Origin of the sequence: Vreelandella aquamarina (assembly GCF_020075495.1) — a bacterium.
Classification (GTDB): domain Bacteria; phylum Pseudomonadota; class Gammaproteobacteria; order Pseudomonadales; family Halomonadaceae; genus Vreelandella; species Vreelandella aquamarina_A.
This window is the reverse complement of sequence record NZ_JABYQT010000001.1, coordinates 150,702-171,510: the sequence shown is the minus strand read 5'-3', so window position 1 is coordinate 171,510 and position 20,809 is coordinate 150,702. Positions and strand designations below refer to the sequence as shown.

Annotated in this window: 21 protein-coding genes; 6 read left to right on the top strand and 15 right to left on the bottom strand. The window is 59.4% G+C overall.

Features of this window, described 5'->3' with window-relative positions; all coding sequences use genetic code 11:
* Positions 1 to 23: 23 nt before the first annotated feature.
* The 5 genes from HW452_RS00835 to HW452_RS00815 form a co-directional block, all read right to left on the bottom strand.
* Positions 24 to 575: a DUF192 domain-containing protein gene (locus HW452_RS00835; protein WP_224104206.1), complete on the bottom strand. Its 552-nt coding sequence runs from the start codon at positions 573 to 575 to the stop codon at positions 24 to 26.
* Positions 576 to 586: 11 nt separating this feature from the next.
* Complete coding sequence (gene pyk, locus HW452_RS00830; RefSeq protein ID WP_224104205.1) at positions 587 to 2,059, bottom strand: pyruvate kinase; 1,473 nt, start codon at positions 2,057 to 2,059, stop codon at positions 587 to 589.
* 96 nt (positions 2,060 to 2,155) lie between these two features.
* On the bottom strand, positions 2,156 to 2,647 hold the full coding sequence (locus HW452_RS00825; RefSeq protein ID WP_224104204.1) for an ureidoglycolate lyase: 492 nt from the start codon (positions 2,645 to 2,647) through the stop codon (positions 2,156 to 2,158).
* 9 nt (positions 2,648 to 2,656) lie between these two features.
* Positions 2,657 to 3,502, bottom strand: a complete 846-nt coding sequence (locus HW452_RS00820; RefSeq protein ID WP_224104203.1) for a bifunctional allantoicase/(S)-ureidoglycine aminohydrolase — start codon at positions 3,500 to 3,502, stop codon at positions 2,657 to 2,659.
* A 214-nt stretch (positions 3,503 to 3,716) separates the two neighbouring features.
* Positions 3,717 to 4,583 (bottom strand): MurR/RpiR family transcriptional regulator, encoded by an 867-nt coding sequence (locus HW452_RS00815; protein WP_224104202.1) that lies wholly within the window; start codon positions 4,581 to 4,583, stop codon positions 3,717 to 3,719.
* Positions 4,584 to 4,720: 137 nt separating this feature from the next.
* On the opposite strand from HW452_RS00815, the gene HW452_RS00810 reads away from it, so the two are divergent.
* Complete coding sequence (locus HW452_RS00810; RefSeq protein WP_224104201.1) at positions 4,721 to 6,169, top strand: YfcC family protein; 1,449 nt, start codon at positions 4,721 to 4,723, stop codon at positions 6,167 to 6,169.
* Here the strand turns inward: HW452_RS00810 and puuE are convergent.
* On the bottom strand, positions 6,166 to 7,119 hold the full coding sequence (gene puuE / locus HW452_RS00805) for an allantoinase PuuE (protein WP_224104200.1): 954 nt from the start codon (positions 7,117 to 7,119) through the stop codon (positions 6,166 to 6,168). The two genes, HW452_RS00810 and puuE, sit on opposite strands and share 4 nt — an antisense overlap.
* 269 nt (positions 7,120 to 7,388) lie before the next feature.
* On the opposite strand from puuE, the gene HW452_RS00800 reads away from it, so the two are divergent.
* From HW452_RS00800 to HW452_RS00790, 3 genes are all read left to right on the top strand, one after another.
* Entirely contained in the window at positions 7,389 to 8,141 is a 753-nt protein-coding gene (locus HW452_RS00800) for an aspartate/glutamate racemase family protein (RefSeq protein WP_224104199.1), read from the top strand.
* 164 nt (positions 8,142 to 8,305) lie between these two features.
* A complete protein-coding gene (locus HW452_RS00795; protein ID WP_224104198.1) occupies positions 8,306 to 9,676 on the top strand; it encodes an NCS1 family transporter in 1,371 nt (456 codons plus the stop codon).
* Between the two features lie 55 nt (positions 9,677 to 9,731).
* Entirely contained in the window at positions 9,732 to 11,174 is a 1,443-nt protein-coding gene (locus HW452_RS00790; RefSeq protein WP_224104197.1) for an NCS1 family nucleobase:cation symporter-1, read from the top strand.
* Positions 11,175 to 11,242: 68 nt separating this feature from the next.
* Here HW452_RS00790 and HW452_RS00785 read toward each other — a convergent pair whose 3' ends face one another.
* Complete coding sequence (locus tag HW452_RS00785) at positions 11,243 to 11,959, bottom strand: GntR family transcriptional regulator (RefSeq protein ID WP_224104196.1); 717 nt, start codon at positions 11,957 to 11,959, stop codon at positions 11,243 to 11,245.
* Positions 11,960 to 11,982: 23 nt separating this feature from the next.
* The gene (gene uraH / locus HW452_RS00780) at positions 11,983 to 12,336 is read right to left on the bottom strand and encodes a hydroxyisourate hydrolase (protein ID WP_224104195.1); all 354 of its coding nucleotides are present in this window, start codon (positions 12,334 to 12,336) and stop codon (positions 11,983 to 11,985) included.
* A 109-nt stretch (positions 12,337 to 12,445) separates the two neighbouring features.
* Here uraH and uraD point away from each other — a divergent pair, with 109 nt between their 5' ends.
* Positions 12,446 to 12,988, top strand: coding sequence for a 2-oxo-4-hydroxy-4-carboxy-5-ureidoimidazoline decarboxylase (gene uraD, locus HW452_RS00775; protein ID WP_224104194.1), 543 nt, complete (start codon positions 12,446 to 12,448; stop codon positions 12,986 to 12,988).
* A gap of 87 nt (positions 12,989 to 13,075) precedes the next feature.
* On the opposite strand, the gene HW452_RS00770 is transcribed toward uraD, so the two are convergent.
* Together HW452_RS00770 and HW452_RS00765 are read right to left on the bottom strand one after the other, a co-directional pair.
* Complete coding sequence (locus HW452_RS00770) at positions 13,076 to 13,432, bottom strand: phasin family protein (RefSeq protein ID WP_224104193.1); 357 nt, start codon at positions 13,430 to 13,432, stop codon at positions 13,076 to 13,078.
* A gap of 248 nt (positions 13,433 to 13,680) precedes the next feature.
* Positions 13,681 to 14,376: a glutathione S-transferase family protein gene (locus tag HW452_RS00765; RefSeq protein ID WP_224104192.1), complete on the bottom strand. Its 696-nt coding sequence runs from the start codon at positions 14,374 to 14,376 to the stop codon at positions 13,681 to 13,683.
* Positions 14,377 to 14,714: 338 nt separating this feature from the next.
* Here HW452_RS00765 and HW452_RS00760 point away from each other — a divergent pair, with 338 nt between their 5' ends.
* A complete protein-coding gene (locus HW452_RS00760) occupies positions 14,715 to 16,406 on the top strand; it encodes an L-lactate permease (RefSeq protein ID WP_224104191.1) in 1,692 nt (563 codons plus the stop codon).
* Between the two features lie 140 nt (positions 16,407 to 16,546).
* On the opposite strand, the gene HW452_RS00755 is transcribed toward HW452_RS00760, so the two are convergent.
* The 5 genes from HW452_RS00755 to HW452_RS00735 form a co-directional block, all read right to left on the bottom strand.
* The gene (locus tag HW452_RS00755; RefSeq protein ID WP_224104190.1) at positions 16,547 to 17,215 is read right to left on the bottom strand and encodes an HAD family hydrolase; all 669 of its coding nucleotides are present in this window, start codon (positions 17,213 to 17,215) and stop codon (positions 16,547 to 16,549) included.
* Positions 17,206 to 17,673, bottom strand: a complete 468-nt coding sequence (locus tag HW452_RS00750; RefSeq protein ID WP_224104189.1) for a YbaK/prolyl-tRNA synthetase associated domain-containing protein — start codon at positions 17,671 to 17,673, stop codon at positions 17,206 to 17,208. Before HW452_RS00750 ends, HW452_RS00755 begins: the two co-directional genes overlap by 10 nt.
* A 76-nt stretch (positions 17,674 to 17,749) precedes the next feature.
* Positions 17,750 to 19,123: a dicarboxylate/amino acid:cation symporter gene (locus tag HW452_RS00745; RefSeq protein WP_224104188.1), complete on the bottom strand. Its 1,374-nt coding sequence runs from the start codon at positions 19,121 to 19,123 to the stop codon at positions 17,750 to 17,752.
* 115 nt (positions 19,124 to 19,238) lie between these two features.
* A complete protein-coding gene (locus tag HW452_RS00740; protein WP_224104187.1) occupies positions 19,239 to 19,664 on the bottom strand; it encodes a RidA family protein in 426 nt (141 codons plus the stop codon).
* Positions 19,665 to 19,774: 110 nt separating this feature from the next.
* Positions 19,775 to 20,737 (bottom strand): threo-3-hydroxy-L-aspartate ammonia-lyase, encoded by a 963-nt coding sequence (locus HW452_RS00735; protein ID WP_224104186.1) that lies wholly within the window; start codon positions 20,735 to 20,737, stop codon positions 19,775 to 19,777.
* Positions 20,738 to 20,809: the final 72 nt, after the last annotated feature.

Below are 20,809 nucleotides of genomic sequence, written 5' to 3'. Positions count from 1 at the left end.
TCGTCTGACCTCGCATCACTTCGTCACTCGTCAGGCTGACAGAACCCCGCCTCGCCCGGTACCGACACGCAGTCGCCAACCTGAATGTTACGCGCGGCGAAGTAGCCACCGTTGACCTCAAGGGCGGCATGATAGGCCGCTCCCGCCGGGTAGGTGGGGCATTCGCCCGGCGCGCTGGATTCACAGGGCGGCATGGTGTTGATGGCCACGATGCGCCCGTCTTGATCAATAAACGCGATATCCAGCGGGATCAGCGTGCGATACATCCAGAAGGCGTTGCTGGCCGGCTGCTGCTGCTCGAACCGGAACAGCATGCCGCGCTGCTCGGGCAGGTGCTCACGCTCCATCAGCCCCCGCTGACGCTGGGCCACGGTTCGCGCCACTTCCACTTCCAGGCGGTGCGGGCCGCCATCGCTATGAATGGCCAGTGCCAGCAGCTCGCCATGCTGCTGGGCATCACGTTTTTCATCGGCGCTGTCTGCCAGGGCAAGCGCGCTCCACAGCGTACCGGGAAGCAGCGCCACCAGCGGCAGGCCTAGCGCCGCTTTCACTACCAGGCGGCGGGTCGGGTTCATGAGCGTTTCCTTTAGGCAGCCGGCTGATCGGCAATGGTCATGACTTTCATGGTATTGGTGCCGCCATGGGCATTCATGTGGTCACCGCGGGTGAGGATGACGTGATCGCCCGGCTCGGCAAGGCCATGCTGCACCAGCAGTTCGAGCGCTCGGTCGTTGAGCTCGGTGGCACTCATTTCAGAGGTATCAAAGGGCAGTGAGACCACGCCCCGATAGAGCGCCATACGCCGCTGGGCAATCGGGTTATGGGCAAGGCCCACGATCGGCAGCCCGGAGCGAATGCGCGAGGCAATCAGCGGGGTGTAGCCAGAAGCGGTCATGCAGGCAATCGCCGCCACGCCGGTCATGTGGTTGGCTGCGTACATGGCCGACAGCGCGATGGTTTCATCGGGGCGGGTAAAACCTTCATGGATGCGGTGGCCGGACTCCTGGGCGAGCTTTTCACGCTCGGCGCCGAGACAGATGCGCGCCATGGCTTCCACGGTTTCCACCGGGTAGTCACCGGCGGCGGTTTCCGCCGAGAGCATTACCGCATCGCTGCTGTCCAGCACGGCGTTGGCCACGTCAAACACTTCAGCGCGGGTAGGCAGCGGCGCGGAGATCATGCTCTCCATCATCTGCGTGGCGGTGATTACCGCGCGGTTGAGCGAACGAGCGCGCTTGATCATGCGTTTCTGAACGCCCACCAGCTTGGCATCACCGATTTCCACACCCAGATCGCCTCGGGCGACCATGACCGCTTCCGACGCTTCGATAATGCCATCAAGCGTGGCATCGTCCGCCACTGCTTCGGCGCGCTCCACCTTGGCGACCAGGCCAATCTCCTTGCCCTCCTCGCCCAGCAGGCGGCGTGCCTCATGCATGTCGTCTGCATGGCGGGGAAACGAGATCGCCAGGTAATCGACGCCAATCTCGACGGCAGTCTTCAGGTCTTCCTTGTCCTTGTCCGTCAGTGCCGGCGCCGACAACCCGCCGCCCTGCTTGTTGATACCCTTGTGGTTGGAGAGCTTGCCGCCCACCACCACCTGGGTGTATACCTTCTGACCCTCCACGCGGGTCACGTCCAGCACCACGCGGCCATCATCCAGCAGCAGGCGGTCGCCGGCGTCGACGTCCTGGGCCAGCGTCTTGTAATCGCAGCCTACCTGCTCGGCATCGCCGGCATCGCGGTCCAGCGCCATGTCCAGCACGAACGTCTGGCCCACCTTAAGGTTGACCGCGCCCTCCTTGAACCGCGCAATACGGATTTTCGGGCCCTGAAGATCCCCCAGCGCCGCCACGCTGCGGCCCAACTGGGCAGCTATTTCGCGCACTCGCATCAGGCGCTTGCGATGATCATCCGGCGTGCCATGGGAGAAGTTCAAACGTACAACGTCCACCCCCGCTTTCAGCATCGCCTCCAGAACGCCCTCACGGTCACTGGCGGGGCCTAGGGTGGCGACAATCTTGGTACGGCGAAGCGGAACATGGGTCTGTGCGTTCATAATTATCCTAAACAGTTTTCCAAGCAACCATGAGGTGTTTCATTAGCTTATCAGTATAAGACTACCAAGATGACAACCGTAAGCCAGGGTGACAAGTTATTCAGGCAGGGAAATCGTGATTTCCAGCGGGTACTCTTCGCAATTATTGCCTTCGCCGCCACGGTCCACCACCAGAAACTCGCCTTCACGCTCAAGCACCGACTGAATGGCGTGCCAGGTACCGGCGCGGTAGTTCACTCCCTGGCGGCCGTCGGTGACGAAGGCCCGCACGTCACCGGGGTCGATGGTGTCACCAGGCGGGGCAACCACCACGATAAAGCGCTCCTGATGCAGCGGCATGAAGGCCTGGCTGCCCAGCGGGTGGCGCTCCAGAAAGGTGAGCGCCAGCGGCAGCGAGACTGGCTGGCTGACAAAGATGCTGATCAGCGCGCGGGCGCCCTCGCCAAGCGTTTCCACCAGAGCGAGGTCGTGATGGCGCTGGGTGCGTCCGGCATTGATGGGAAACGACGCGCTGCTGCGCGCGTCGATCACATCACCAAAAGACGCAAAGGCGTCCGGCGTCAGCGGGGTAGCGGTCAGGTTCAGCATCGTGATTCCTTAGCGCGAAGAAAGCTTGAGGGCGGCATGGCGGTTCACGTCCTTGTACAGCAGGTACCGAAACGGCCCCGGGCCACCTGCATAGCACGCCTGAGGGCAGAAGGCACGCAGCCACATGAAATCCCCCGCTTCCACCTCGACCCATTGCTGGTTCAGGTGATACACCGCCTTGCCCTCCAGCACGTAGAGGCCGTGCTCCATCACGTGGGTTTCATCGAAGGGAATCACGCCGCCGGGCTGGAAGGTGACGATATTGACGTGCATGTCGTGGCGTACGTCATTTGGATCGACAAAGCGCGTGGTCGCCCAGCGGCCTTCGGTGCCCGGCATCTCGACAGGCGTGATCGCCTGCTCGTTGGTCACGAAGGCCTCGGGTACCTTCAGGCCATCAACGAATTCGTAGGCCTTGCGTACCCAGTGAAAGCGCACGGGCTCGCGTGACTCGTTGCGCACCCGCCATTCGCATCCTGGCGGAATGAACGCATAGCCTCCCGGCGCCAGGATGTGCCGCACGCCCTCCAAGGTCAGGGTAAGCTCGCCTTCGACCACGAACAGTACGCCCTCGGCCTCGGCCTCAGGCTCGGGCTTGTCGCTCCCCCCGCCCGGTGCCACTTCCATGATGTACTGGGAAAACGTCTCGGCAAAGCCTGACAGCGGTCGCGCCAGCACCCACAGGCGCGTGCCTTCCCAGAACGGCAGATTGCTGGTCACGATATCGCGCATCACGCCCTTGGGGATCAGCGCATAGGCCTCGGTAAACACCGCACGATCAGCGGTCAGCTGTGTCTGCGGCGGATGTCCGCCCTGGGGGGCGTAGTAGCTGGCGGGTGGGCGAGTACTTGGCATTGTGTCTCCTCGTTATTATCACGGGCGCTCTGGCGCCCGGTCGTACTGTGCTTTATGTATCGGCAAGCTTTTAGTTATCGGCAAGGCTTGTGAAACACTCATCCCGATAGTAACGTCTTTAGAAACTTTCGTTTCAAGAATCTAACAAAACAGACGCGTCATGACATCCACCACGCATCCGCGACGAATGGCATCAGCGCTTTACCCAGGCCATCTAGCGCTCGCAAAGCTCAAGCTCATCAATGTCCTGATAGAGCTCACCGATGGCATGAATACGCGCCCGGCCCTCGGCCAGCCGCTGATGCAGCAGGCTGTTCGACAGCAGGCTGATAAGGCTCATGGCGCTGGCGTAGCTGTCGAAGGCCGACACCGTGTCCAGCGGGCATTCAAGCCACCAATCCACGCGGGGGGCATGGGCTCTGGCGGTGGCGTCGCCAAACAGCAGTACGCGGCACTCCTTGGCCGCAAGCGTCGCCAGCAGGGTATTGAAGACCGCCGGTCGCCGCCGGAACCCGAACAGCACCACCACGTCCTTCTCCCCCAGCGATACAAGCTCCTCGGCCAGGCTCTGGTTCGGCTGCGGAGCCAGGCTGACATGGTCACGCGCCTGGATCAGCTGCTGGCGAAAATGCACGGCAAGCGGGTAGCTGTTACGAAATCCAATCAGCACGATGCGCCCGGCGTGATCCAGCGCGTTGACCACCGCTTCGAAATGTTCGGGCGCAACGCTGGCAAACGTCTGGCGCAGGTTATCGTGCTCGCGAGCCAGATGGCGCTTGAAGTGCGCTTCATCCGGCCGTTCGCTGCCGGTCACCAAGGGCACGCCAAGGCTGCGCAGCTGCCTTGCATGCTGCTTGACCACCTGAAAGTTCTCGAAGCCCAGCCGCCGGAACAGGCGACTGACCGTGGACTTGGATACACCCGTCGAGCGGGCCAGATCCGCGGCACTGAAGGTCGCCAGGTCATCGAAATGATCAAGGATAAAGGTGGCTACACGCTGCTCCTGAGCGCTCAGCTCGGCAAACTGCCGGGTAATTCGCTGGCCAATATGTGGCATCGAAGAGGAGGACGATATCGCCAAGAAAGACTCCTTTAGCGCGTGCAGGACACGCACGTAAAACAAACATAAAAATAGAGGGCAAATGCACAGCAAGCGCATATGCCCAGGTAAAGCCGCCAGCTCACATAACGATAACGTTCATCAATGCGAGGCACTCCATGTCCCCCAACCCTCAGCGCTCTACCCCACCGCCAGAAACAACGCCCAAGCGAGGATGGTGTCGGGTTCCCGATATCTACGTCATTCTGTTCATCTTCATTGCCATGGCGGCCATTGCCACCCACTTTGTGCCCGCCGGCGAGTTCGAACGCGTGCCAGGCCCTGCCGGGCGAACCACGATTGACCCGACGTCCTTCCAGTTCGTGGAGGCCGCCCCTGCCGGTGTCACCGACTTCATGCTGGCCATTCCCAACGGGCTGATCAGCGCTGGCGAAGTGGTGTTCTTCACCTTCATGATCGGCGGCATGTTCATGGTGCTGCGGCGTACCGGCATCATTGAAATCGGCGTGGATAAACTGACGCGCCGCTTTGCCAATCAAAGCCTTCTGATGATTCCGGTGCTGATGACGGTGTTTGCCCTGATTGCCACCGTGATTGGTACCCAGGAGCTTGCGCTGGTCTACGTGCCGGTCATTCTGCCGCTGATGATTGCGCTACGCTTTGATTCGATTACCGCCGCGGCCGTAGCGCTGTGCGCCACCACTGCCGGATTTGCCACCGGCCTTTTGAATCCGATCAATACAGGGCTTGCCCAGCAGCTATCGGATCTCCCCCTGTATTCAGGGCTTGGGCTGCGTGCGCTCGCTTTTATTGCCATTCTGGGCGCGGCGATTTTCTTCGTGATGCGCTACGCCCATGGCGTTCAGCAGAACCCGGCCTTGAGCCTTGTTCAAAACGAGGCCGCCGAGGCGGACAAGCGCTCACGCTACCAGCATAGCGTGAGCGCGTCAGCGCGGGTGGCCAGTATGCGACAGAAACTTGCCTCGGCGGCCACGTTCATCTTCTTTGCCGTGCTGGTTTACGGCGTGTTGCGCCAGGGCTGGTTCATGCTCGAGATGGCCGGGCTATTCATCATCATGGGCGTGGTGGTCGGGCTGATTGCCGGCCTGAGTACCGACGATATCTGCGAAGGCTTCAACCAGGGCTTTCGCGATGTGCTGGTCGGCGCCATGATTGCCGGCGTTGCCCGGGGTGTGGCGGTGATTCTCGAGCAGGGCCAGATCATGGACACCCTGGTGTACGCGCTTGGCAACGTGGTCGGTGAACTGCCCACCCTCCTTTCCGCCATCGGCATGTACCTGGCCCAGCTGCTGTTCAACTTCGTGATTCCCTCCGGCAGCGGCCAGGCGCTGGTGACCATGCCAATCATGGCACCGTTATCCGACATGATCGGCGTTACCCGCCAGACCGCCGTACTGGCCTTTCAGCTCGGCGATGGCATGGGCAATATTCTCTATCCGACTTCCGGCTACTTCATGGCCACCCTGGCGCTTGCCGGCGTGACCTGGCAGAAGTGGGTCAAGTTCTTCTTCCCGCTGTTCTGCGTCTGGGTGCTGATTGCCCTGGGCTTTCTCGTCTTCGCCCAGGCGGTGCAGTGGGTAGGCTAACCCGTTAGCCGTCCTTGATCCGGCGCCGGATGGTGCTCTGCCCAGTGGCGGGCAATATCGATCCGGCGCGCCACCCATACCCGGTCGTGAGATTCGATGTAGTCGAGAAAGCGCTGAAGGGCGCGGAATCGGCCGGGGCGGCCCAGCAGGCGGCAATGCATGCCGATCGAGAGCATCTTGGGTGCTTCCTCGCCCTCCTCGTAGAGTACGTCGAAGGCGTCGCGCAGGTAGGTGAAGAAGTGATCCGCGGTGTTGAAACCCTGCGGCGCGGCAAAGCGCATATCGTTGGTATCCAGGGTATAAGGCACGATCAAATGAGAGTGCTCGCTGCCCTGGCTGTCGGTCACCCGCGTCCAGAAAGGTAGATCATCGCCGTAGTAGTCGCTGTCGTAGGTGAAGCCGCCTTCATCCAGCAAGAGCCTGCGCGTATTGGGGCTGTCGCGCCCGGTGTACCAGCCCTGGGGCTTCTCGCCATAAAGGCGCTGGAAGATCTCCATGGCCTTGTGCAGGTGGTCGCGCTCGATATGCTCCGGCACTTCCTGATAGTGAATCCAGCGGTAGCCATGGCAGGCAATTTCATGGCCAAGCTCTTGAAACGCCTTGGCAACCTCCGGGTTGCGCTCCAGCGCCATGGCCACGCCAAACACCGTCAGCGGCAGCCCGCGACGCTCGAATTCGCGCAGGATTCGCCATACGCCGCTGCGCGAGCCGTACTCGTAGATGGACTCCATGCTCAGATGGCGATCCGGGTAGGCGGCTGCCCCGATGATCTCGGAGAGAAACTGCTCGGAGCCGCTATCGCCGTGCAGCACGCTGTTCTCTCCGCCCTCTTCGTAGTTGAGCACGAACTGAACGGCAATCCTGGCCTTGCCGGGCCAGTTGGCCTGGGGCTGATGGCGTCCGTAGCCGATAAGATCACGGGGGTAGAAAGAAGCCGTCGTCGAGGTCATGGGTCAGGTCCTTGTCATGCGGGCTCAAGTCAGCCTGAAAGCCCTTGGTAGTTGTATACAAAATAGCCAGATTGGTAGAGCACTGCAATACGTCGAACTGCCAAGTCATCAGCCATGCCCGCTCAGAACGCTTTAAAACCGCCATCAACTGACCGTCTGGTCAGCCGCCTACCACCTTTAGCGCATGGGAAAGGTCTTGCGCTGGGTGATAAACCGCCCTATTTTCGTATACAAGATGACTCAACCTGCTCACCTGCGGATCGCTTATCGTGCATATACACATCATCAATCCCAATACGACCGCCTCGATGACTCAGGCCATCCATCGCGCTGCCGAGCAGCAGGCCGCCAATGGCACGCGGGTCAGCGCCTCCCAGCCCGAGTCGGGCCCGGTCTCGATCGAGAGCCATTTCGATGAGGTGGTCAGCGCAGTAGGCGTTGCCGAAGAGGTGCTCAAGGGCGAGCGTGAAGGCGGTATCGATGCCTATATCGTGGCCTGCTTTGGCGACCCGGGCCTGCTCAGCGCCCGCGAGCTGACCCGCGCGCCGGTCATCGGCATCGCCGAGGCGGCCTTCCACCTGGCCACCCTGATCAGCACGCGCTTTTCCATCGTCACTACCCTGGGTCGCACCGGCATCATCGCCGAGCACCTTCTGGAGCAGTACGGCTTTCGCCACCACTGCCGGCGTATCCGCGCGGCGGAAATCCCGGTGCTGGATCTCGAGCACGACCCGGATGCGGCGTTCAAGCGTATTGTCGCGGAGTGTTGTCGGGCTCGCGACGAAGACGACATAGGCGCCATCGTGCTGGGCTGCGGCGGCATGGCAGGGCTTACCCAGGAGATCAGCCGCGAAGTGGGGATTCCCGTGGTCGAAGGCGTCAGTGCCGCCTTGAAGCTGGCAGAGTCATTGGTGGGCCTGGGGCTGCACACGAGCAAGCATGGTGATCTGGACTATCCGCGTCCCAAGCCGTTCACCGGCAAGTTCGCCGCGCTCTCGAATCTCCAGCCGCCCAGGCAGTAATGACTCACCAGACAGTAACGACTCACCCGCTGTAGAAAAACCGGTTATCAGCACTACCCATAAAAGCAACAAGCAACAGAACGTCCAGAGCACGCCACGCCGCAAGCGTATTCAGGCATCGCCTGAAATATCAACAATACTCATAATCTTGCGAGGACGACATCATGAGCACAACCACGTCTGCTCTTGCGTCAGAAAACCTGCCCGCCGCCGGCCAAGCTGCGGCAACCAAGGCGCTGGGCGCTGAAAGCCTGGCACCGCAACATACCCGGATAATGGGACGAGGCTCCTATTTTCTGGCCTGGTTCGGCGGCTGTGTCTCCATCGGCACCTTTGCCATGGGATCGAGCGTGGTCGGTACGCTCAACCTGCTGCAGGCAACGCTTGCCATCGCCATCGGCTGCTTCGTGATCGGCGTGGCGCTGGCGATCAACGGCGCTCCTGGCTACAAGTACGGCATTCCCTTCATGGTACAGGCGCGCTCCGCCTTCGGCTTTACCGGTACGCGCATTCCGGGGCTTGTGCGTGCCGTGCCCGCCGTGGTGTGGTACGGCTTTCAGAGCTGGATTGGCGCGGGTGCACTCAACATGGTGTCCGCCACTCTGTTCGGCTTCGATAACCTGGTGTTCTACTTCATCACCTTCCAGCTTTTGCAGATCGCGCTGTCCGTGACCGGTTTTCAGGGCATCAAGTGGCTCGAGAATATCGGCAGCATTTTCATCCTGGGTTCGCTGACCTACATGTTCTATGCCACGGTGCAGCGCTACGGCGATGAGCTATCGGCAAGCCTTCTGACCATGGAAGGCTCCTGGGGCATGCCGTTCTGGAGCGCGACCATGCTGTTTCTGGGCATCTACAGCACCATGATGCTCAACGTCAGCGATTACGCTCGCGAGCACAAGAAAGGTACCGGTTCGAGCCTTCTGGCCACTATCTATGCCATGTCGATTCTCCCCTGCACGCTGTTCATGGGCCTGATCGGCTACATGGTGTCAGAGGCCACGGGCACTGCCGACCCCATCCAGGTGTTTGCCAATGCGGTGGATAACACCCCGCTTTTGATGATCACCCTGCTGTTCATCGCCTTCGCCCAGGTCACCACCAACGTGCTCAACAACGTGGTGCCGCCCACCTACGTGCTGATGGACGTGTTCAAGATCCGCTTTCCGGTGGCCACCGTGATCGTTGGCCTGCTCGCCTTTGCCACCTTCCCCTGGAAGCTGGTTCAGCCGGAGTCGGCCGCGGGCCTTCAAATGTTCGTGCAAACCTACTCGGCGTTCCTTGGTCCGATCTTTGCCATTCTGGTGGTGGATTACTACGCCGTTCGGCGGCGCACGCTGGATATCGACAAGCTCTACGACGCCAATGGCCCGTATCAGGGCGTGAACCTGGCCGCACTGATCGCCACGGCGGTAGGCATTGTCGCCGCCCTCTCTTTCTCGTCGGTCTCCTGGTATGCAAGCCTGCTGCCGGCAGGGGTGACCTACTACCTGCTGATGAAGCACTGGGCCCCCTGCCAGCGCTTTGCCCCATGAAGAAAACGACGGCAGCACTACCGAGCCAGACAGCACACAAAAACGAGAGTTCGTAATGAGAGAGCGTGAAACGACCAGCGACCTGGATATACGCAGCATCGACCCGACGCTGTACAACGACGACCTGGCGCCGGTAAAACCCGAGGCGCGCAGCTGGGGCGCCTTCGAGATATTCAACGTCTGGTCCAACGATATCCAGAGCCTGTTTGGCTATACCCTGGCCGCGTCGCTGTTTCTGACCTATGGCCTGAACGGCTGGGCGGTAATGGCAGCGATCATCCTGGCAGGCGTCGTGGTGATGTTTCTGGTCAACCTGACCGGCAAGCCCAGCGTGAAGTACGGCATTCCGTTTCCGGTGATGGTGCGCGCAAGCCTTGGCGTACGTGGCGCCAACCTGCCCGCCATGCTGCGCGCCATCGTGGGGATCTTCTGGTACGGGGTGCAGACCTATTTCGCCTCGACGGCAGTAACGCTGATGATTACCGCGTTCTTCGGTGCGGGTAGTGGCAGCACTTTCCTGGGGCTTTCCGGCGTCGCCTGGGTGTCGTTTTTGATCGTGTGGCTGTTTCAGATCGCGATCTTCTGGCAGGGCATCGAGCGCATCAAGCACTTTCTCAACTGGGCGGGGCCCTTGGTTTATGTGGTCATGCTGGTGCTGATGGGCGTGGTCTGGTATCAGGCCGGTGACGCGCTGCTGCCCGCAGTAGGCACGATCTTCAGCGGCAGTGGAGAGTCCGGCGGCGGTGTGGCGGCGTTCTTTGCCATCGTCGGTACCATGGTGGCCTACTTTGCCGCAGTGGTGATCAACTTTGGCGATTTCACCCGCTTTGTGAAGAGCGAGCGCCAGATGAAGCTTGGCAACCTTTTAGGCCTGCCGCTGAACGTGGCATTCTTCTCGTTCATCGCCCTGATCATTACCGCGGGCACCCTCGTCCTGTTCGGCGAAGCGCTGACCAACCCGGCGGATATCGTCGAGCGAGTCGATTCACTGCCGCTGACCATCGTCGCCGCGCTGACCTTCTTTGCCGCGACCGTAGGTATCAACCTGGTCGCCAACTTCATTCCGCCCGCTTATGACCTTGCCAACCTGTTCCCCAGCAGAATCAGCTTCAAGCTGGGCGGGCTGATTACCGCAGTGATCGCCTTCTTTGTCGGCGCCTTCTGGCTCTCGTTCATCAGTCAGATCGGGATTGCCGGCTTCGTCAATGCCCTGGGGGCGATCGTGGCGCCCTTCTACGGCATCATCGTGGTGGACTACTACCTCATCAAGCGCCAGCGCCTGGACATGCAGGCTCTGTTCTCTTCAAGACCCGGCAGCGCCTACTACTACACCAACGGCTGGAACCCCCGCGCGCTGATCGCCTTTGGCGTCGCGGCACTGTTCTCGCTCTCGACCGTGCTGGTGCCCGCGCTTTCGAGCCTTGACGGTTACGGCTGGCTGATTGGCGCGGGCCTGGGTGGCCTGTTGTACTTCGGACTGATGCGCCAACGGGCTTGAGCTTTGCCCTTCGCGTAACGCGCGAACGCCCGGCATCAGCCGGGCGTTCGCATGACCTGCAGGCGCCGCTACCCGCCGAAGATATCCTGCAAATCCGGCACGTCGTCCTCTTCCTCGACCATGGAAAGCGACGCTTCGATGGCTTTCAGGTGGCGGCTCATGAACGCGCGGGCGCGCTCGCCATTGCCCGCCTCCAGGTAGCCGATCAGGTCGTCGTGGTCGTGAGACTCGCAGCCCAGGTGGCCTGGGTGGCCGTAGACCGCCAGAATCAGCGAGGAGCGCGAGCAGAGCCGCTCGACGAACTCGGCAAGCGTAGCGTTGCCGGAAAGCTGTGCCAGGCGCACGTGAAAGTCCGCCGATAGGCGAATGGCCGCGCTCTGCTGGCCTTCACGCAGTGCCTTGCGCTCCCGGTGGGCCATGTCGCGCAGTTCAGCCGCCTCCTTCGTGCCTATGCGCCGGGCTACCTCCGGCATCAAGCCACACTCGACCAGCTGGCGGGCGTCGAATACGTCCTTGGCCTCATTTGCCGTTGGCCGGGTCACGCGGGCACCACGTCTGGGCGTCAGCGTGACCAGCTGCTCGAGCGCCAGGCGCTGCAGAATCTTGCGAATCCCGGTGCGGCTGATCGCAAACACCTCCGCCAGGGCATCTTCACGCAGCCGAGCACCGGGCTTCAGGCGCTGCTCGACAATGGCATCGCTGACCGCTCGGTAGATGATTTCATGGCGCTCATCACCCTCTTTTTCCGAAGCGGTCCGCTTGGCGACCGCCTGCACATCACTCATCTAGCGCTCCTGTCGGCTGGCAATCAACTTCCCCGGTAGGTGGAGTAGCCATACGGGGACAAGAGTAGCGGCACGTGGTAGTGCTCATCCGGGTCCGCCACGCCAAAACGCACGGGAATGACGTCCAGAAAGCGCGGCTCGGCGGCCTCAACCCCCTGTACGCGCAAATAGTCGCCTACATGAAACACCAGCTCGTACTCCCCGGAGGTGAGGTTTTCGCCTTCCAGTACCGGCGTATCGCAGCGTCCATCCATATTGGTCACTGCTTCGCCCAGGTGTTCGCGCTGCCCGGCTTCCACGCGAAATACTTCGATGGTAATTCCATGCCCAGGCTGGCCCTTGGCGGTGTCCAGCACGTGCGTTGTCAAATGTCCCATAGCGGCTCCTTGCTGCTATCTGGTGGTCAAGAGTGGTAGGCCTAGATTACCTTCGTGTGATTAATATTGTATACATGATTAGCCAATGCACACATTCAGGGGGAACGTCATGGTATCCGATACCGCCCACCAGCTGCTTGACCCGCGCCCCAGCGAGCTGTCGCTGGAAGCCTTTATCGATGGCTACGGAGATATCTATGAGCATTCGCCCTGGGTCGCCGAAGCTGCCTGGCGGCAGGGATTGAATGATGCACACGACGCCCCTGACGCACTGGCCATCAAGATGGGGCAAGTGCTTGAGCAAGCACCCGCCGAGCAGCAGATAACCGTGATCAAGGCGCACCCGGACCTGGCCGGCAAGGCGGCCCTTGCCGGTGAGCTGACCCCGGACTCCACGCGCGAGCAGGCAGGCGCAGGGCTCGATCAGTGTACGCCGGAGGAATTTACGCGTTTCAAGACGTTAAACGATACGTACAAGGCAACGTTTGGCTTTCCTTTCGTGATTGCCGTCAAGGGACTCGACCGTCACGCTATCCTGGCCGCCTTTGAAGCGCGGTTGAACAATGATGCCACCACCGAGCGTCAGACGGCCATCGAGCAGATAATTCGCATTGCCAAGCTGCGGTTGAGAGCCAGGGCTCGGGGCGATTGAAGCACCCGGCCTGACATGGCAAAAGCGCCGCACCCAAGGGTGCAGCGCTTTTCGACCACGGCAGATTATCTGCCGTCAGAAAGGAGCTTACGACTTGACGGCGTCGGCCGCTCTTTGCGTGCCATCTTCCGCTGCCTGCTGGGTTTTCTGGGCAAAATTCTGGCCAATGGACGTCATTTTCTCGGAGTCGCCCTTGACGCGCTCCATGAAGTCGCTGGCCACACGCTGCTGGCTCTCCAACGCCTGCTTGAAGCTATCGGCATCCTTGACATCCAGCCAAGTACGCGCCTGAGAAATGGTCATGTCGGAATAGGCGCGCGCCGCGTCCATCTGGGCACCCATCAACTTTTCGTAATAATCCAGCGCTGCCAGCGTGTAAGAACGCATAGGCGATACAAACGTAGACTCGAACTGTTGGGTCGTATTTTCTGCAGTCTTCATCATGACATCTCCTAGAGTAAGCCAGCAGGTCGCTACTCGGTCATACTGGAAGCGATGCTGATGCGTCGGCGTCTGCCGTTGCTATCCACAAGCTAGCAGTGCTTATTGTGCATCGCAACATGATTTTTTTAAATTCCTCGCCAGACGCCCTCACGATTCACACTAACGCTTTATTTATCAGCAGGTTGGAGAATAAAAAGAGGTAATGATGAATCTTGAAACATTCGCTGCATCCGCTCACTAACCAGTATTCATACCAGGTCACGAATCGTGATGGCTTGGCCTGCAACGCCACCATGAACCGCCAGCATGCGCTGAAACCACGCCTCAACCGGCGCATTCGCCTCGCCCAGGGTTTCAAGCGATACGGTATACGCCCACATCAGGCTGCCAAACAGCAGATAGTCGGCACCGCTGGGAGCCTCGCCATCCAGAAAAGCAGTTTGCGCCAGCTGGTCGCGCACAGGGGCAAGTAGCATTGCCAGCTGCTTTCTGGCCCCATCCGGGTCATGCACCTCCTCCAGGCGAGCCCCAAAGCGCGCCTCGCGGGTTTCACGAAAATAGGCCCGGTCGTCTGGATGAATAGCCATCAGCAGGTCCATCGCCACCAGACGAAACAGCGCCGAGTTTATACTGCGTTCGACAAAGTGCTTGAAGAACAGTACCCGCTGAAAGCTCGTGCCCTCGCCCAGCACCGGCGCGTGCGGATAGGTGTTGTCCAGGTAGCGCAGGATGTCGAAGCTGTCGGTAATCACCTGGTCGTTATCGCACAGCACCGGCACCTTGTCGTAATCGGCAAATGCCAGCGCCTGCTTGTCCTCAAACCGCCAGGCGACGGTATCGAAATCCAGCCCCTTGTGAGCAAGCGCCATACGAACGCGCCAGCAGTAGGGAGAAAAACGCAGACGTTCATCACGGCCACACAGGTCATAAAGGGTGCGCGTCATCTTTATTATCCTCGTCATCAGCGAACTGGAATCATCGGGATTGGTTGAGCATCAACGGCTGGCCGGGCAGGTAGAGTGCTTCTACCCTGTCTTTTAGTCTAATGGTTACTGACAGCACCCGCGTTAAGCGAGATCAACAAATACAATACAAAACATTAACTTATGATCTTGCAGCCGTCACTGGCAAAGGTGGCAGCAGCGTCTTGAGTGGTAATACCAATTTTCCAATGATGTTATTTTTGTGGCCGGGCCGTATCTTTCACACTGTCGCGTCCAGCGCCTTGTACGCTGGATGAACGTGAAGTACATCAAATAAATAACCGGGGCGGCCTTCTCCCATGAATGAAACAATACTAGCTCTTCTGGCTTTCCTACCGCTACTGCTGGCGGGCATTCTGCTCGTTGGATTCAAGATACCTGCCAAGATCGCCATGCCGATCGTGTTTCTTGCGGCCGCCATTATTGGTCTGACCGCCTGGGACATGTCGTTTAACCGTGTGGCGGCCTCGACCATTCAGGGCCTTATCCAGACCGCCGGCCTTTTGTGGATCATCTTCGGCGCGATCTTGCTGCTCAACACGCTCAAGCACTCCGGCGGCATCACCGCCATTCGCAACGGCTTCTCCGGTATCAGCCCGGACCGGCGCGTGCAGGCCTTGATCGTGGCCTGGCTGTTTGGCTGCTTCATCGAGGGTGCGTCGGGCTTTGGCACCCCCGCCGCCGTGGCTGCGCCGTTGCTTGTTGCACTGGGGTTCCCCGCCATGGCCGCCGTGGTCGTGGGCATGATGCTGCAGTCCACGCCGGTCTCCTTTGGTGCGGTGGGCACACCGATCATCGTGGGCGTGGGCACCGGGCTCGACCGTAACGGCATTACCGAAAGCCTGGTCGCCAACGGCTCCTCCTGGGAGGTGTTCTTCAGACTGATCACCAGCGAAGTGGTCATCACCCACGGCATCGTGGGCCTTATGATGCCCTTGATTCTGGTGACCGTGATGGTGCGCTTCTTCGGCGCCAACAAGTCCTGGAAGGAGGGGCTATCGATCACGCCATTTGCGATCTTCACCGGTATCGCCTTCGTGGTGCCCTACATGCTGGTCGGCGTGTTCCTTGGCCCGGAATTCCCCTCGATGATCGGCGCCATGGTGGGCCTTGCCATCGTGGTACCGGCGGCGCGTAAAGGCTTCTTGCTGCCGAAGGACACCTGGGACTTTCCGGAATCCAGCTCCTGGCCGGACGAGTGGATCGGCAAGCTGCAGATCAAGCTCGACGACGTGACGGGCCAGGCGCCGATGTCTACTTTCCGCGGCTGGATTCCCTACGTGCTGCTGGCACTTTTTCTGGTCGCCTCGCGCACTATCGAGCCACTGCAGGCGGCTCTGACATCCATCAACCTGAACTGGGCCAATATCCTGGGTGAAACCGGCGTCAGCGGCGGCGTCCAGCCGCTCTACCTGCCCGGCGGCATCATTCTGGCGGTGGTCGCGATCACCTACTTCCTGCACCGGATGAACGGCGGCCAGCTGAAGGCGGCGGTGTCCGAGTCCACCAAGACCATTTTCGGCGCGGGCTTCGTACTGGTGTTCACCGTGCCGATGGTGCGCATTCTGATCAACTCCGGCGTGAACGGAGCGGACCTGGTTTCGATGCCGGTAATGATGGCTCAGGCCGTGGCCAACGGCGTGGGCGATATCTACCCGCTCTTCGCGCCCGCCGTCGGGGCACTTGGTGCCTTCATTGCGGGCTCGAACACCGTCTCGAACCTGATGCTCTCGGAGTTTCAGTTCAACGTGGCACAAACCCTCGGGGTGTCGACGGCAATGATGGTCGCGCTTCAAGCCGTAGGGGCTGCCGCGGGTAACATGATCGCCATTCACAACGTGGTCGCGGCGTCTGCCACCGTGGGGCTTCTGGGCCGCGAGGGCGCGACGATCCGCATTACCATTCTGCCGACGATCTACTACCTCACCTTTGCCGGCATCATCGCGCTGATCGCGTTCTACGTTCTCGGCGTCACCGATACACTGATGTAGTAAATCGCCTAGATGGCATAGCTCGCAACGTAAAAACCACCCTTTCGAGGGTGGTTTTTTTCGGGTATCCGGTGATCATTTAACATCCATAGGCAAACATTAAACGACCCTGAGTTTGTCGCACAGCTCAAACAAGCTATCTATTGTAAAAGCCGGGACATTTGATTTTGTCGGCCCACCACCACTGACCGCCCCCCTTCCCGCTTGAGCCATGCGGTTTGCAGTCCCGCCAAATGGGCGCCTTCGACATCCAACTGCCAGTCATCGCCTATATGGAGTATTTGATTGGGCGTGACGTCAAGGGCCCGTGCAGCTGCGTGAAATATCGCGGGCTCCGGTTTGGCCACGCCCGCCTCTTTTGCTGCAATCGTTACCTGGAAAAAATGCTTGAGCCCGATGATATTGAGATCGGAATTGCCATTCGTGATCGCCGCGATGGGATAACGCGCACTCAACCAGTCGAGCGCAGGCAAGACGTCATCAAACAGCACCACGCGCTGTCGCTCGGCATAGAAAACATCATAGGCTTCATCGCATAGATCCGGGTTTTCCCCTGCGATTCGAAGAATTTCACGGATAGACGCCCGTCGCAGCAGCGCCGGGTCGTGTGCCAGATCGAGTCGGCTGATGGCGATCTTTTTGCGAAAATGCCCCAGGGATGCCGAACTCGTCAGTACATCACGGGTAGATGGCGCACTTTTCAGCAGCCATTGGTGAAGCGCTACTTCTGCACGGCTGACGGCAGCATCGAACCCCCAGAGGGTATCGTCCAGATCCAGCGACAGCGCCTTGGCGCTTCTCAGGTCCATAAGGAGTGCAACTCGGGCTTTGCAATCCGAAGGTAGTCCTGCGTATTCAGTACCATCGAACGATCGAGCCGACCCGCATTGAAAGCAATTTCATCGTGCTCTTCTACCAGTGCAGGGTCGACCAGTAAGTGAATGCGAGGTGAGAACGAAAACGGCGGGATGGCCCCGATTTGACAGCCCGTTTCAAGCGTCGCCTCTTCCGGGCTTGCGAGTGTCGCTTTCTTTATCCCCATGGCGCTGGCGACCTTTTGAAAGTCCAGTCTCTTGTTGCCCGGCAAGATGGCCAGCATGAGCACGTTCGGATCGTGCTTGCTCTTGCACAGCATCGCCTTTGCTCCCTGTTCCTCGGACGTACCGCGTATCTGGGCAACGCTTTGGGACTTGCCTTCAGGGGGGTGTTCGATCACGCGAAAGTTCGCATGTTGCTCTTCAAGCAGCTGTTTGAGTTGATTAAACATGAATGGAAAATTCCAAGGGCAAAACGTCTGTAACGGAAAGAGAACGAGAGATGGGACTCTCGTTCTCCAGGAAAGATCAGGAAACAGCGCGGTCATGAGCAGGTGGGGTCTGCTCCTGATGTGTCTCTGCGGGCGCCACCATGTCATCGGACCTGAGTACATGAGGGGTGTCGTAGGCGGCTTGATCGAGCTCACCTTCGCTACGGGCGACCAGGCAGGTTACCGCGCAGTCGCCTACTACGTTCATCGACGTACGCGCCATATCGAGAATCCGATCGATGCCAGCGATGATGGCCACGCCCTCGAGCGGAAGGCCGATTGAAGTCAGTACCAGCGACAGCATGATCAACCCCGCACCCGGCACGCCGGCGGTACCGATGGACGCCAGCGTCGCGGTCAACACGATCGTTACATACTGGCTGGTGCCTAGATCGACACCATAGGCCTGCGCAATGAACACAGCCACTACGCCTTGGTAAAGTGCCGTACCGTCCATGTTGATGGTCGCGCCTAATGGCAGGACGAAGCTAGAGATGCGGCGTGACACGCCCAGGTTGCGCTCGGCCGCCATCATCGTGATCGGCAGCGTTCCCGAACTGGAGGTGTTGGTAAAGGCGACCAGCATCGGCTCGACGCTGCCCTGGAAGAATCGTACGGGGTTAAGCCGAGCGGCGAACTTGATCAGCCCCCCGTAAACCACAAGTGCATGGATGGCGCAACCGAGATACACCATGCCGATGACCTTGGCAAGCGGAGCCAACACGTCGAGACCATAGGTACCGGCCACCCAGACCATCAGCGCAAACACGCCATAGGGCGCAAAGGCGATGATGATCGATGTCAGCCGATACATCACTTCAGCAGCCGAATCGAAGAAATTCTTCACGGGCTTAGCGACATCGCCTGCGAGAACGATCGCGATACCGAACAAGACCGCAAAGACGATAATCTGCAACACGTTGGCGGTCGCGAACGCTTCAATCGGGTTGGTCGGAACAAGCCCCAGAAGGGTATCGGTGATGGTTGGTGCTTCGCTGGCATTAGCGTTTACGTTGCTGGCAGAGGCCGCGCCTATATCGACACCGACGCCGGGTTTGAAGATAGCCGATAAGGCAAGACCAATCGAAATCGCCACGGCTGTCAAAACCAGGTACAGAGCAAACGTTTTTGCTCCGAGCCGCCCCATGGTAGCGAGATCCTGCAGTGAGGTGACGCCAGTGACCAGTGAAACGAAGATCAGCGGAACGATCAACATCGTGATCGCGCGGATGAAAAGATCGCCGATCGGTTTGAAGCTGGCGGCGATATCCGCATTACCTGTTTGATTGAGCACTACCCCCAGAACCAGACCCAGCGCTAGCGCGATGAATATCTTCTTCCAGAGCGGCATATTGCGCCAGAAAGACAATGGTCCACGGCGAGTGCGTGAATGAGAGGTGTTATTTATCATTATGTTACTCCTTTTTCAGCATTTTATTGATTTATATGCCGTTATACGCTTGATGCACTTACATGGGCGTAGTGTTTTACCCGCTGGCTGACAGCAAATAATTAGCTAGAAAAAGTTATTGCTGGGTTTCGTTATTCGGTCTGAGCATCGCAACGGCTTCCACTTCGACACCAAACCCGAAGTGCAACTGTGCTACGCCAGCCACCGCGCGGGCGGGACGGTGCTCGCCGATCCAGCTGGCATAAAGCTCGTTGAAGCGTGGCCAGTTGTTGATATCGGTGACATAAATACGCACCTGCGTAAGCCTGGTTCTATCGAGATCGACGCATGCCAGACAGGCATCGACATTCTCGAGCACCTGACGTGCCTGCTCTTCGAAAGAGTGGTTGGTCAATTGGGTGCCATCCGGCTGGATAGGCAACTGGCCCGAGATGAATACCTGGTCGCCTGCCACGCATACATGGGAGTAGTGGCCGCCGGGGGCAGAAATCTCTGAACTGTTCTGGCAAAGGATATCGGTGTGTTGAACGGCTTTATTCATTGGTCATTTCTCTTTATGTGAGACAAAGGGGTGCCTTGACCCTCAATCGAAGGATTGAAGACTGGACATTGAAATGGATATGGATGGCCCGTCACCGGGCCATCAGAAGGTTACGAGGTCAGCAGGCTTGCAAACCTTGCCATGTCGACGTTGCCGCCACTGATGATCACGCCAACGCGTTTACCCTCAAGCTCGGCCTTCATCTGCCGCGCTGCGGCGAAGCCAAGACAGCCGGTCGGCTCGACCACCATCTTCATGCGCTCGGCCATGAAGGCCATGCAGTCAACAAGCTCTGCATCCGTCGCGGTGAGGATGTCGTCGACATTGCGCTGGATAATGGGAAAGGTCACCTTGCCCAGATACTGGGTCTGGGCGCCATCAGCAATGGTTTTGGGTGTATCGATATGAACGATCTGACCACTGCGGAACGATTGCTGCCCATCGTTGCCCGCCTCGGGCTCAACGCCATACACCTTGCAGTCCGGAGACAACGCTCGGGCCGCTAGCGCGCACCCCGACAGCAAGCCACCACCGCCCAGACACACAAACAGTGCATCCAACGGACCGACTTCTTCGAAGAGCTCCTTGGCTGCCGTGCCCTGGCCCGTCAGAACATCGGGGTGATCATAAGAAGGAATCAGGGTCTGGCCATGTTTCTCGGCCAGGTCGCGGCCAATCTGTTCTCGATCCTCGGTATAGCGGTCATAAAATATGACGTTGCCACCATAGCCTTGTGTTGCTGCTACCTTGGCGGCCGGCGCATCGTGTGGCATCACGATCGTTGCAGGAATGTCCAGGATTCTGGCTGATAGCGCGATGGCTTGGGCATGGTTGCCGGACGAGAAAGCCACGACACCGGCCCGCTTCTGTTCAGCACTGAATTTCGAGAGCGCATTGAAGGCGCCACGGAACTTGAAGGCACCCATACGCTGAAAGTTCTCGCACTTGAAAAATATCTGTGCCCCCAACGCTTCATCAGCAGTACGCGATGTCATCACCGGTGTGTGGCGGGCGTAGCCCTTGATACGTTCGGATGCGGCGACCACATCGTCAAAGGTGGGAAGATGGTTCATGAGGCACCTCCTGCTGGCCCATCACCTGGGCTATACACTACGGATATCCACGCACATCGCGGATGTTTAAAA